Annotated in this window: 10 protein-coding genes and 1 CRISPR repeat array; all 10 genes read right to left on the bottom strand. The window is 54.3% G+C overall.

Features of this window, described 5'->3' with window-relative positions; all coding sequences use genetic code 11:
* The first annotated feature begins 51 nt into the window (after positions 1-51).
* Positions 52-508: direct repeats of the CRISPR family, unit length 28 nt; unit sequence GTGTTCCCCGCACACGCGGGGATAAACC.
* A gap of 327 nt (positions 509-835) precedes the next feature.
* Positions 836-1588, bottom strand: a complete 753-nt coding sequence (gene gpmA, locus H0247_RS10045) for a 2,3-diphosphoglycerate-dependent phosphoglycerate mutase (RefSeq protein WP_015839535.1) — start codon at positions 1586-1588, stop codon at positions 836-838.
* 137 nt (positions 1589-1725) lie between these two features.
* Positions 1726-4863 (bottom strand): efflux RND transporter permease subunit, encoded by a 3138-nt coding sequence (locus tag H0247_RS10050; protein WP_180742398.1) that lies wholly within the window; start codon positions 4861-4863, stop codon positions 1726-1728.
* Entirely contained in the window at positions 4860-6362 is a 1503-nt protein-coding gene (locus H0247_RS10055) for an efflux RND transporter periplasmic adaptor subunit (RefSeq protein ID WP_180742399.1), read from the bottom strand. Before H0247_RS10055 ends, H0247_RS10050 begins: the two co-directional genes overlap by 4 nt.
* On the bottom strand, positions 6359-7618 hold the full coding sequence (locus H0247_RS10060) for a TolC family protein (RefSeq protein WP_180742400.1): 1260 nt from the start codon (positions 7616-7618) through the stop codon (positions 6359-6361). The genes H0247_RS10055 and H0247_RS10060 overlap by 4 nt, the downstream gene beginning before the upstream one ends.
* Before the next feature lie 12 nt (positions 7619-7630).
* A complete protein-coding gene (locus H0247_RS10065) occupies positions 7631-7984 on the bottom strand; it encodes a copper-binding protein (RefSeq protein WP_180742401.1) in 354 nt (117 codons plus the stop codon).
* 269 nt (positions 7985-8253) lie between these two features.
* The gene (locus H0247_RS10070) at positions 8254-8706 is read right to left on the bottom strand and encodes a hypothetical protein (protein ID WP_180742402.1); all 453 of its coding nucleotides are present in this window, start codon (positions 8704-8706) and stop codon (positions 8254-8256) included.
* A 138-nt stretch (positions 8707-8844) separates the two neighbouring features.
* The gene (galM, locus tag H0247_RS10075) at positions 8845-9891 is read right to left on the bottom strand and encodes a galactose-1-epimerase (RefSeq protein ID WP_180742403.1); all 1047 of its coding nucleotides are present in this window, start codon (positions 9889-9891) and stop codon (positions 8845-8847) included.
* A gap of 125 nt (positions 9892-10016) precedes the next feature.
* A complete protein-coding gene (gene galE / locus H0247_RS10080; RefSeq protein WP_180742404.1) occupies positions 10017-11036 on the bottom strand; it encodes a UDP-glucose 4-epimerase GalE in 1020 nt (339 codons plus the stop codon).
* Between the two features lie 198 nt (positions 11037-11234).
* On the bottom strand, positions 11235-12710 hold the full coding sequence (gene modF / locus H0247_RS10085) for a molybdate ABC transporter ATP-binding protein ModF (protein WP_180742405.1): 1476 nt from the start codon (positions 12708-12710) through the stop codon (positions 11235-11237).
* 40 nt (positions 12711-12750) lie between these two features.
* On the bottom strand, positions 12751-13542 hold the full coding sequence (gene modE / locus H0247_RS10090) for a molybdenum-dependent transcriptional regulator (protein WP_180742406.1): 792 nt from the start codon (positions 13540-13542) through the stop codon (positions 12751-12753).
* Positions 13543-13594: the final 52 nt, after the last annotated feature.

Below are 13594 nucleotides of genomic sequence, written 5' to 3' on the forward strand. Positions count from 1 at the left end.
ACACGCGGGGATAAACCGCGTGAAACTCATTTGCGCACCTGGATAAACCACGTGTTCCCCGCACACGCGGGGATAAACCGAGTTTTTCAAGTGGTTTTTAAACAGCAACGAAGTGTTCCCCGCACACGCGGGGATAAACCGAGTATTGCAAAAAGCATAACATTACAGTCTTGCGTGTTCCCCGCACACGCGGGGATAAACCGAAGACGTTGTCTCATGCTGTAGACACAACTGTGTGTTCCCCGCACACGCGGGGATAAACCGCGAGCAACGGCCGTCAATACATGATACCAGGCGTGTTCCCCGCACACGCGGGGATAAACCGAATGTCGAACCTGCTCCGGGCAGTAATTCCCGGTGTTCCCCGCACACGCGGGGATAAACCGCCAATACACAGTAATAACAGGTGCTTTAATGGGTGTTCCCCGCACACGCGGGGATAAACCGTATGTGACAACCAGCGATCGCGGGGAGTCTATGTGTTCCCCGCACACGCGGGGATAAACCACTCCAGCTAACAGCAATTACATACCATCAACGGTGCGGGTCAGTAATGCTGTAATAGTATGAAAAATAGTGGATATATCTGCGGTGCAGAAAGGTATTTACTCAGCAGGTGGCTGATGCGTTTTATCTTGTTCTTTATCGGTACAGTTTCGGGAAGGTATTGTTCGATACGGACTAAGGTGAGCGATACATTACACGTTAAAGCTGTGTTCGCATCGAGAAGGGTATTCTGTCGAAAGTAGATGGTATAACACTATGTCTGTCTTTTTTACCCGGCCATTACTGAAGAATTCCAGTAATGGCCGAGCTTTTCTCATTCGGGGCTAAATTACTTCGCTTTACCCTGATTTGCTACTGCAGCAGCTTTTGCAGCGATTTCGTCCGCATTGCCCAGATAGTAACGTTTGATTGGCTTGAAGTTCTCGTCGAACTCATATACCAACGGCACGCCAGTTGGGATATTCAGTTCCAGAATTTCGTCTTCGCCCATGTTGTCTAGGTATTTCACCAGTGCACGCAGTGAGTTACCGTGAGCCGCGATGATGACGCGCTCGCCGCTCTTAATGCGTGGCAGGATGGTTTCATTCCAGTAAGGCACAACACGTTCGATGGTCAGCGCCAGGCTTTCAGTCAGTGGCAGCTCTTTGTCGCTCAGAGATGCATAACGTGGGTCGTGGCCTGGGAAACGTTCGTCATCACGCGTCAACTCTGGCGGCGTAATTGCAAAACCACGACGCCATTGTTTAACCTGCTCGTCACCGTATTTTTCAGCGGTTTCGGCTTTGTTCAGACCCTGCAGAGCACCGTAGTGGCGTTCATTCAGTTTCCAAGATTTTTCAACCGGCAACCAGGCTTGATCCAGCTCGTCCAGTACGTTCCACAGTGTATGAATGGCACGTTTCAGCACGGAGGTATACGCGAAATCAAAGGCAAAACCTTCGTCTTTCAGCAACTGACCTGCGGCTTTGGCTTCTGAACGGCCTTTGTCGGACAGATCGACATCGTACCAGCCTGTGAAGCGGTTTTCATTGTTCCACTGGCTCTCACCGTGTCTTACCAGTACCAGCTTAGTTACAGCCATAGCTAAACTCCTTCCTATCCTAAGATTTCTGTGATAACTGATTTCATTATAGGGGCGGAGAACGGTTATCGGCAATCGATAGTCGATGGCAAGCGTGATTTATCCGCAGGTTATTTGCGTAAAATCACGCTCTGGCTTTACCGTTTCAGCAAGCCGGATTCCCCCTTGTGCAATAGCAGATAAACCGCAGGGATCACCAGCATAGACAGCAGAGGCGCGCTCACCATTCCGCCGATCATCGGTGCAGCGATCCGCTGCATGATTTCAGACCCGCTGCCGCCACCCCACATAATAGGCAGCAGGCCTGCCATAATCGTCGCTACGGTCATCGTTTTTGGCCGTACCCGCAGAACCGCCCCTTCGTGGATGGCATCCATTAACTGCTGGCGCGATAGCGCCTGGCCGGCCACGCGGTGTTTTTCCACCGCATGATTGAGGTACAGCAGCATAATGACGCCGAATTCCGCCGAGACACCCGCCAGCGCAATAAAGCCTACGGCACCGGCTACAGAAAGATTATAGCCAAGGATATAGAGCAGCCAGACGCCACCAATCAGCGCGAAGGGCAGCGTTGCCATAATCAGCAACGCATCTTTGATGCGGTTGAAGGTGACATACAACAGCACAAAAATGATCAGCAACGTAAAAGGCACGACGACTTTCATTTTTTCCGTGGCGCGTTCCAGATACTCAAACTGACCGGACCAACTCAGCGACACTCCTTCCGGCAGCGTGACCTGCTGGGCGACGGCCTGCTGCATATCTTCAACGGCGGATTTCAGGTCACGGCCGCGCAGATCGACATAAATCCAGTCCGACAGACGACTGTTTTCACTTTTCAGCATCGGTGGCCCTTCACTGACGCGAATATCAGCCAGTTCTGCCAGCGTTACTCTGCTGCCGTTGGCCGTCACGATGGGCAGGTCACGCAATTTTTGTAGTGAATCGCGTAATTCACGTGGATAGCGGATATTAATGGGATAACGTTGGCGACCTTCAATGGTTTCGCCGATATTTTGCCCGCCGATGAGCGTCGCGACCACCGACTGAAGCTCTTCGACGGACACGCCGTAGCGTGCGGCGCGTTGCCGGTCGATATCAATATCGATATAGCGCCCGCCTGCTAACCGCTCCGCCAGCGCAGAGGTCACGCCCGGCACCTGTTTTACCACCTGCTCGATTTGCTCGGCGGTACGCTCAATATCTGCCAGATTATTGCCGTTGACCTTGATGCCCACCGGGCTTTTGATACCGGTAGCCAGCATGTCCAGCCGGTTGCGAATCGGTGGCACCCACACGTTGGCGATGCCCGGCAGGCTGACGGTGCGATCCAACTCGGCCACCAGCTTGTCCATGGTCATGCCCTCACGCCACTGGTTGCGCGGTTTCAGCCGAATCGTACTTTCCAGCATGGTGAGCGGAGCGGGGTCGGTTGCCGTTTCGGCCCGACCTGCTTTACCGAAAACCGATTCAACTTCGGGCACTGTTTTAATCAATCGATCCGTTTGTTGCAGCAGGCGACCCGCTTCACGCGCGGAGATGCCGGGCAGGGTAGAAGGCATATACAGCAGATCGCCTTCATCCAGTGGTGGCATAAATTCGCTTCCCAAGCGGCTTAGAGGAAAGAGTGTCAGCAGCAATAGCAGGCCGGAGACCAGCAACGTGATCTTCGGATAGCTCAGCACTTTTTGCAGCACCGGATGATAGAGCGCAATTAGCCAACGGTTAATCGGGTTTGCCTGTTCGTCCGGTATCTTACCGCGCACGAAATACCCCATTAATACCGGAACCAGCGTAATGCCTAATCCGGCGGCGACGGCCATGGCATAGGTTTTGGTAAAGGCCAGCGGTGAAAACATGCGGCCTTCCTGCGCTTCCAGTGAGAACACGGGCACAAACGACAGCGTAATGATCAGTAGGCTGCAAAACAGCGCAGGGCCGACCTCCACCGCCGCCCGTTCCGCTAACTGCCACCACTCGCTATTCTGTGGCTGTTTGTCGGGGTTTTCATGCCGCCATTGCTCAATAACTTTATGCATGTTTTCTATCATCACAATCGCGGCATCCACCATGGCGCCGATGGCAATCGCGATACCGCCCAGCGACATGATATTCGCGTTCACGCCCTGATAGCGCATGATGATAAACGCTCCCAGTATCCCCAGCGGTAGGCTGATAATCGCCACCAGCGCCGAGCGGAAGTGGAACAAAAACAGGGCGCAGATGACGGCGACAACGGCAAACTCTTCCAACAGCTTAAAGCTGAGCGTGTCGATAGCGTGTTCTATCAACTGAGAGCGATCGTAGGTTGGGACGATCTCAACGCCCGCTGGCAGGCTTTTTTGTATCTCCTGTAACCGTGCCTTGACGGCATGCAGCGTATTCAGCGCATTTTTACCATAACGCAGGACGATAATGCCGCCTGCCACTTCGCCTTCACCATTCAGTTCGGCGATGCCGCGCCGCATCTCCGGCCCTTCTCTGAGCGTAGCCACGTCCTGTAACAACACAGGAATGCCATTGCGGGTGGTAATCACCACGTGGTTAAAGTCTTGCGCGGTTTTCAGGTAGCCGGTGGTACGCACCATGTACTCCGCCTCACCCAGTTCCAGCACGGAGCCGCCATTTTCCTGATTGGCTGCCTGTACGGCACTGACGATCTGCTGGTGGGTGATGCCCTGCGTCCGCATCCGTTCTGGATCGACGATGATCTGATACTGCTTGACCATACCGCCCACACTGGCGACTTCTGCCACATCAGGCACCGTTTTCAGCTCATATTTCAGCAGCCAATCCTGAAACCCGCGCAGGTCGGCCAGGCTGTATTTGCCGCTGCGATCGACCAGCGCGTACTCGTAGATCCAGCCTACGCCAGTGGCATCCGGCCCCAGCGAGGTCTTGGCCTCGGCGGGCAGGCTGGATTGCACCTGACTGAGGTACTCCAGCACGCGAGATCGCGCCCAGTAAGGATCGGTTCCGTCTTCAAACAGCACATAGACGTAGGCATCGCCGAACATGGAGAAGCCCCGAACCGTCTTGGCGCCCGGAACGGAAAGCATGGTGGTGGTCAGCGGATAGGTCACCTGATTTTCCACCACCTGCGGCGCCTTGCCTGGATAGCTGACGCGAATGATGACCTGCACGTCAGACAGATCGGGAAGAGCATCCAGCGGCGTTTTTTGCAGGGAAAGCAGCCCCCACGCCGCCATGAACAACGCCGCCAGCAAAACCAGCAGGCGATTATTGAGTGACCAGCGAATTACGTAGGCAATCATGGATGGCCTCCGTGTCCGGCATGCGGATCGTCAGTGGCGGAAAAATGCAGAACGTGTATTCCGCTGTCGTCCATGCTGAACTGGAAACGCACGGTGCTGCCGAGCCCCACGCCCTTAGGCAGCCCTGATGGTGGCAGCGTGAAATCCATCGTCATCGGCGACCAGTTAAGCGCCGGAACGGCTTCGTGCTCAATGGTAACCTGATTGCCGTTGATTGCCCTGATGACGCCCTGTGTTTGATAGCCAACCGAGGTAGCTGGCGTTGCTGGGTTTGCTGATGTCTCTGCATCAAATTGCGGTAAGGCGCTGCGCAGGCTGGCTTCGGAATCAATCAGGAACTGGCCAGAGGTGACGACGCTATCGCCCGCCTTTAAGCCTTCGATGATTTCGACCCAGTCGCCTAGCGACGCACCCACAGTGACGTTACGCGGGGTAAAATGGCCGTTTCCGTCGCTTAGCAAGACCCGATTCTGGCTACCACTGACCAATAGTGCTTCCTGTGGGATCGCCAGACGCGGCTGCGCCTGAGCGTGAGAAAGCTGTACGGTGAGATACATGCCGGGTTTTAGCTGCTGCTGTGGGTTGTCGAGTACAACACGCGCTTTTAACGTGCGCGTGGTGCTATCCAGCACGGGCAGCAGTTCGCTGATTTTGCCGTGGAAGGTTTTGCCCGGCCAGGCAGTGCTGGCGGCGCTGATGTCGCTGCCAATCGTGAGCTGAGCCGCCTGAGCCTCGGGATAATCGACATCGACCCAAACCGGATTCAGGCTGGCAAGCTCAAATAACGGCTGTGCAGGGCTCAACTGCATACCTTGCCGTACTTCGAGCTTGTTCACGTAGCCATCTTCCGGTGCAGTGATGGCCATCCTATCCTGCGGCTTGCCGCTACGCTCGACCTGACGAATCACCGTTTCCGGCATGAAGAGCAGCGACAGCCGCTGCCGGGCCGATTGGCTAAGGATATCGTCACCCAACTGCCGCACTGCCAAATATTCGCGCTGCGCCGCCGCCCAGGTTGGGTTCCACAATGTGGCCAACGTTTCGCCTTTCTTCACCTGCTGTTGCAGCGCATTAACCGTAAGTTTTTCGACAATGCCACCGCTGGGCGCGACGAGCGTGTGCAATCCGCGCTCGTTGATCGCGACGGTGCCGTAACCCGTGCTACGGTCGGCAAGTTCGCGCATTTCCGCACGCGCTGTACGAACGCCAAGATTTTGCTGCTGACGGGCGCTGACGGTGATACCGCCATCATCCTGTACTTCATCGGCGTAGCGGGGTACCAGTTCCATATCCATAAAGGGGGATTTCCCCGGTTTGTCGAAACGTTTATCCGGCACCATCGGGTCGTACCAATAGAGGACGGTACGTTCCGGCTTTGCGACAGAGGGAACAAGTGGTGCGTGCTGTTTGCCTACCAGGTAACCCACGCCGCCTGCACTGAGCATAGCCAGCGTTATCAGGCTAAACATCAGTGATTTTTTCGTTACGGTTTTGTTCATTGCGCAGGGCCTCCTTGGGGCGCCAGATAGCGAATGGCGGCCCAATATTGCGCCATCTCTCGGGCGGACTCCTGAACCGCGATCCTGCTTTCAAGCAGCGCTCGGCGGGCATCCAGCACGGCAGCGAGATTACTGCTGCCGGATTGATACTGCGCCTGAATCAGCTTGATGCGCTGCTGCTGTAGCGGGAGAACGTCGTTGCTCTGACGCTGCCAGCGTGACTGTGCGGCGTGATATTGGGCAAGCAGCGTATCGAGCTGCGCCTGATGTTCTCGCTCGATGAGTAAGACTTTGTCGCGTGCCTCCATACTGCGCGAGACGTCTGCGGCGTAGTCCTTGTCCTGACGTTTGGAGGTGAACAGCGGCAAATCAACCGTCACCATCATGCCCGCCATGTCGTCGTAATCGTCACCACGTTTCGCGTAATAGACTTCAACATCGACATTAGGGATGGCAGCAACGGCTGACTGCGCGGAGCGAGCCTGTGCCAGTTCGGCTTCACGCCGTGCTTGTTGCATTTCTGGGTGCTGGTGAATGGCACTGCTCAGCACTTCTGGTGACGCTGGCAGTCGTTCAAAACGGGGCAGCTCGCCGTGCACGTTAATGGCCGTCATGCCGGTCAGTTGCACGAGTCGAGCGTGCGCGATCTGAGTATCTCGTTCGGCGTCGGCCAGTTTATCCTGCATGGTTGCCAGCGTCAGACGAGCATCCAGTACGCTACTGGTTTCACCACCTGCCGCCACATTCGCTTTTTGTGACGCGATCTGCCGCTGGCTTTCGTTGACCAGCGTAGCGACGTCGGCCAATGCTTTTTGCGAGAGTGCCAAATCCAGCCACGCCTGTGCCGTTTCCCGTTGCAGGCGAGCACGGATACTTTCGCTATTGCTTTGCAGTACATCGGCTTCGACTCGGATAGCCTGCGCCTTACTATCGCGCTTACGGCTGCTGACGTAGGTTTGCATGACGCCGATACGTTGCATTGTCATGCCTTCACGCGTGAGTCGGCTACCGTTGTTACCGCCTAATGGCAAATTCTCTACACCAAATTTCAATTTGGGATCGGGGAGTTGCGTGGCGGAGTCGGCCATGTTCTGTAGTGCATTAATCTGGTGTTGATTGGCGGACAGATCGGCGGAATAACGTTCCGCCGCCTGTAAGGCCTGTTCAAGACTCAGATCTGCCGCAAATACGGCGGCAGGCAACCACAGCAACATCGCCAGACACGCGCGCGCGGCATCGTGTTTGGATAAGTTCATGATGTGCTCCGGTTAAGGCTGCTGTGGTGTAATCGCGGTCAGAATGTAGCCGTTGTCGTTCTGGATAAAGCTGAACGAAACGGACGTGTTGATGGGTAACGGCGCTATTCTTCTCTCTGATGGCAGCGTGAAGGCCATCGTCATAGCCGGCCATTTTAGGTCGGCGATGGGGGCGTGAGAGATCGTCACGCTATTGGCGTTCCACTGTTTAACCATCCCGGTGCTCTGATAAACAACGGGAGTGGTCGCAGGAGGTGTGGTATGCATCATCGCGTGATGCTGGTGGTCGTTTGCCCACGCGGGAAAAGTAACGAAAGAAACAGAAAAAAGCAGGCCGCTAATCAAAGCCAGATAAGTGATACGCATAAAAATAATCCCAATATACTCGTAATACTTCAAGTTGCATGTGCGTTGGCCGCGTTCAGTCACCCGAATCACTTACTTGAGTAAGCTCATCGGGACTCGCGCGGTTGCCGCGTTACGAGGCGCATAAATGAGCCTCGCCCTGCGGGCCAACGCTTTGCGTTGTTCAAAACGCTAACGTTTTGTCCTGAAACTCGAATTATTTGGAGTGTAAAAATAATTGATAAACAAGGTGTTGCGCTCGCTGGCGCAGGGGTTATCAATCGCTTGGGTTATTCTCTGAATCGACAGAAGCGGATTTCAGCCGGCGGGCCAACTGCGGGAGGAGAGAGCCAGGCATCGCATGCCTGATTAAGGGGGACAGGGTTGTCTGCTAAAACCAGCTCACCGCTGACCGGCAGTGCGAGTAATGCCAGCGAACCGTTATCCTGCTTAACGCTATCCGGTATGCAGTGCTTTTCGCACAGTGGTGTTTGCTGGTCGGCAGTGTAAGACGCTTCAGCCGTATGCTGAGTGTGAGACGATAATGGATGAACGTCAGCCTGTTGCAGATGTGCCTGATGCTGGACAGCGGGCGAGGTCTGGCTGAGCACCATATCGCATTGGTGACCTGCGATAGCCAATTGTGCATTCAGGAAAAGCCAGCACAGCGCCAATAGCCATCCCCACCTGCCCTTATGGCGCAGATGATGAATGAATAATGGAGACCGTGATGATGCGGACATGGCATTTCCTTTTTAGACGTTTTGGCAGTGTATGCGTCTGATCGGGAAGGGAGCAAGCGGGGAATAGCATAGTTTTGTAAATTGGCAGAAAGTTATCTGCCAATGTTATCAATGGGTTAATTATGTTTTGCCGTTCGGTTACTGAACGAGAAACTGGTACGTGGTATCTGAGCGGTAGACTTTTCCCGGCTTGAGCCAGCAGTCGGGCTGTGGCCAGTCGGGGTGATTCGGGCTGTCCGGCAGGAATTCACTTTCCAGTGCGACACCGGCATAGTTTTCATACTGACCACCGTTTCGCGAAGGCGTTCCGGCCAGAAAGTTGCCGCTGTAGAGCTGTAACGCAGGGGCGCTGGTGAAAACGCTCATCAGCACGCGGCCATCGGATGACCATAAATTAGCAGCCGGATTTTCGCTGGAACCGCAGGTGCGATGCAATAAATAAGCGTGATCGTAGCCGCCGACGGCCATTTGATCGCTGTCGCGCAGGAAATCTTCTTCCAGCGTTTTGGGGTGGCGAAAATCCATTCCGGTCTCGTTTACCGGTGTCAGATCGGCGTTGGGAATGCCCGAACTATTAACCGGTAAATAATAGTCAGCAAACAGTTGCAACTGGTGCTTACGGACGTCAGTCAGATCGCCATCAAGGTTGAAATACGCGTGGTTGGTCAGGCAAACGGGGCAGGCTTTCTCTACGGTCGCCTGATACGAAATTTCCAGCGAATTATGTTCGGTCAGCGCGTAGGTCACCTGTACGTTGAGATGCCCTGGATATCCTTGATCGCCATCCGGCGAGTGCAACTGATACGTCACCTGCGCGGCATCCTGACTGGCTATTCGCCAGCGACGGGCGTGAAAGCCTTCTGGGCCACCGTGCAACTGGTGCTCGTTCTGGTTTGGAACCAGATGGAACGTTTCGGTTTCTCGACTGAATGTGGCTTTGGCTATGCGGTTGGCATAGCGGCCAATTGATGCACCGAGATAAGCGCTTTGTTGCGGATACTGCTCGGGTGATGCACAGCCCAATAAGACTTCTCGCACCTCACCCTCTGGTAGCGGCAGTTCACAGGAAAGCCAAGTTGCACCCCAGTCCATCAGGCGCACGCGCATGCCCGCCTGATTCTGCAAGGTTGTTAATTGAAACGGCTGACCATCTGGCGCCAGCGAATTGAGACTTTCATTCAACATGACTTGCTCCTGTAGAGGTCTGAGAAGATAGAGAGGATTGGCCGATAGTTTCAAATAGGGGAAGGTTGCAGAAATTAGCTCTGCTACGCTTCCCTTCATTTGTCACTCGGCGTGAAAAAACGCCGTTATGCTTCGTCGAACCCATTGGGGTGGTTGGACTGCCAGCGCCAGGTGTCCTGCGCCATTTCTTGCAGTGAGCGTGTGACTCGCCAGTTAAGGTCTTTCGCTGCACGCTCGGCATCTGCCCAATAAGCGGGCAGATCGCCCTGACGACGCGGGGCAAAATGGTAAGCCAGCGGCTTACCACAGGCCTGACTAAAGGCTTCGACGACCTGCAATACACTGTAGCCTATGCCTGCGCCCAGATTATAAATATGCACGCCAGCACGATTTTGCAGGGTGTTCATGGCGGCGATATGACCGTCAGCCAGATCGACAACGTGGATGTAATCTCGCACGCCAGTGCCGTCAGCGGTAGGGTAGTCATTACCGAAAATCGCCAGCGAGTCGCGACGTCCGACAGCAACCTGAGCGATGTAAGGCATCAGGTTGTTGGGCACACCTTGTGGGTCTTCACCCATCTCACCCGATGGATGGGCACCAACTGGGTTGAAATACCGCAATAGCGTAATACTCCATTCCGGTTCTGCATGCTGTAAGTCTTGCAGGATTTGCTCGACCATCAGCTTGCTACGGCCATAAGGGCTGGCAGGTTGCCCCGTCGGGAAACTTTCCTGATAGGGTGTGCGCGGCTGATCGCCATAGACGGTGGCGGAGGAGCTAAAAATCAGGTTTTTCACGCCTGCTTTCTTCATCGCCTCTACCAGCACGAGCGTACCGTAGACGTTATTATCATAATAACTCAGCGGTTCACGCACTGATTCGCCCACGGCTTTTAAGCCGGCAAAGTGGATGACAGAATCAATGGAATGCTTAGCGAAAATATCGTCCAGCAGCGCGCTGTCGCGAATATCGCCTTGATAAAAAATGGGCGTTTTGTCGGTTAAGCGTGTAATAGTTTTAACGACGCTAGCCTTGCTGTTGCACAAGTTATCGAGAATGACCGGCGTGTGCCCAGCAGCCAGCAATTGGACGCACGTATGACTTCCTATGTAACCGCTACCACCTGTAACAAGAACGTTCATAATGACCTCTATTATCGCAATGCTGCAAAATAACATGGCTAGACGCTGAAAAAGGTGATCTACAGCGAGAATCTGCCTCTGTTATCGATGATTTATTTACGAATAAATTTAGTGAAGCGTAGGCTACAGTGTAAATGAGCTCGGCTTTCTACCCTACATATTATTTTGTGGTAGCGTTATCATCCCTGTTTTTAAGCGTTATTTACACAACTCATCAATTTGGTAGCGATAGATGTCGTTGTGCGGGACGAAAGTGAGCCGGTGCGTGATGCACTCTGGCGCGTCTTCCGCATGGTGAGAGACAAAGAGAAGCTGTGTTTCGCCCTCGCCAATGAGGATGTCCAGCCAGCGTCGCACCAGTTGGCGATTGAGCGGATCGAGCCCCTGTAGCGGTTCATCAAGAATGAGCAGCGCGGGGTGTTTGACTAACGCGCGGGCAATCAGCGTCAGACGCTGCTGACCCCAGGAGAGCGACTGAAATGGCGTATCGGCGATCGCGCCATTAAGCCCAAGCAAGATAAGCCACTGCTCGGTCAGGTGGCGCTGGCGATCAGAAACGGCCTGATAAATGCCGATAGAGTCAAAAAAGCCTGACAGGATAACGTTGCGCACGCTGGTGCTGACGCGGTAATCCAGATGGAAGCTGCTGCTGACGTAGCCGATATGACGCTTGATGTCCCAGATGGTTTCACCGCTGCCGCGCTTACGGCCAAACAGCGTGAGGTCGTTGCTATAGCCTTGCGGATGATCGCCGGTAATCAGGCTGAGTAGCGTCGATTTCCCCGCGCCATTTGGCCCGACAATCTGCCAATGCTGACCGGGCAACACTTCCCACGTTAGCTCGTGCAGAATAGGGCGATCGTTGTATTGCACCACGCCGTTACGCAACTGAATACGCGCTTCGTCAGCGGGAAGCGTCATATACCGCCGCGGATCTTCCGGTTCTGGCAGCGAGCTCCCTGACAGCTTTTCGCTAAAAGCAAGTTGAGCCACCAGCGCTTCAGAGAGAATCGTTTCACGCTCGCCGAGGCGGGTCAACGTACAATCTGCCAGTACGCCGACATGGTTGATAAAATCAGGAATGTCGTCAAAGCGATTGAGAATAAGCACCAGCATATAACCCGTGCCTGCCAGTTTTCGCAACTCATCAGCAAGCTGCTGGCGAGAAGCAACGTCCAGCCCATCAAAAGGCTCATCGAGAATCAGCAAGTCAGGCTGGGGCATCAGCGCCTGACACAGCATCGCCTTACGGGTTTCCCCCGTAGAAAGGTACTTGAAACGGCGCTCCAGCAAATGTGCAATACCAAACTGCTGCGCCAGCTGTTGGCAACGCGCGGGATCGTTGAGGCTGTCCTGAATCACCTCTGCCGTGGTGCGGCCAGTGTCATCTTCCCCTTCGCTCAGTAGATCGGTGTTATTACGTTGCCATTCGTCGGAAACCAGTTTTTGTAATTGTTCAAACGACAGACGAACGGGGCGTTGGAATCCCGTTGTTCGTTCACCACGCAATAGCGGCAGTTCGCCGGATAGCGCTCGCGCCAATGCAGATTTACCACTTCCGTTGGCTCCGACAAAGGCCCAGCACTGGTTTTGTTCGAGCGTCAGTTCGTCCAGATGCAGCATGCGGGTGTCGCTGAGACGAAACAGCCCCTGAGTGATTTTTAACAATGACATTTTCTATCCTTCGTCAGATGGCGATAGCGCTAAAGCGACATTAACAAAGCGTGGCGATGATGACCCGGTCAGCATTGAAACAGGCATTCACGTCCGTTCCCTGTTGCAGCTTTTGTTGCTCAAGCAGGGCGTTCGGTACCATGGCACACAGGGTTTCCCCCCCGGTCAGCGTAATCAGAATTTCGCTGTTTTCCACACCGTGTTGAATGGACTGGATTTGCCCTGATAAGACGTTATCAACATCAGGCGCGGCGGACGTGGTAGCGTACACATCGATCCACGGTGCTTTAATCAGTGCCAACACCTCTTTCCCTTTCTGTAATTGCAGGCGCTCGGCGCTTTGTTGTGTAATCAGGGCGCTGATCGTTGTTTTACCATCGGCGAGTAAAAGATCCAGATGTTGTTGCACCTGTTCTTCACCGCGTGCGAGCACGGTTCCAAAAAACTGGTTACGGGCGCTGGTTTGCAGTGAGAAACGCGCGATGGCTGCCAGCAGGCTATCTAACGGCAGACCGTCTTCTTGCAAGACATCAAAGGCTTTTTGCTGAATCTGTGCGAGCAAATCGTACAGCTGGAGAAGACGTTCGCCGTAGCGGGTGAGCTGAGCCCCGCCACCGCCTTTGCCACCGGTCATACGTTCGACGATGGTCTGTTCGGCCAACTGATTCATCTCATTGATGGCATCCCATGCGCTTTTATAGCTAATCCCTGCCAGCTTGGCGCCCTGACTGATTGAACCGGTATGACGAATTTGCTTGAGCAATTCGATGCGCCGCGGATCGGCGAATAAACGCTGTTGGAGTTTCAGGGTGAGAAGAATTTCAGCCTGCATAGTGAGGGCACCGTTGGTGAGTTTACTTCTCTGTATTGTCGCTATTTTCTTC

The sequence above is a fragment of the Pectobacterium sp. CFBP8739 genome (genome assembly GCF_013449375.1).
Classification (GTDB): domain Bacteria; phylum Pseudomonadota; class Gammaproteobacteria; order Enterobacterales; family Enterobacteriaceae; genus Pectobacterium.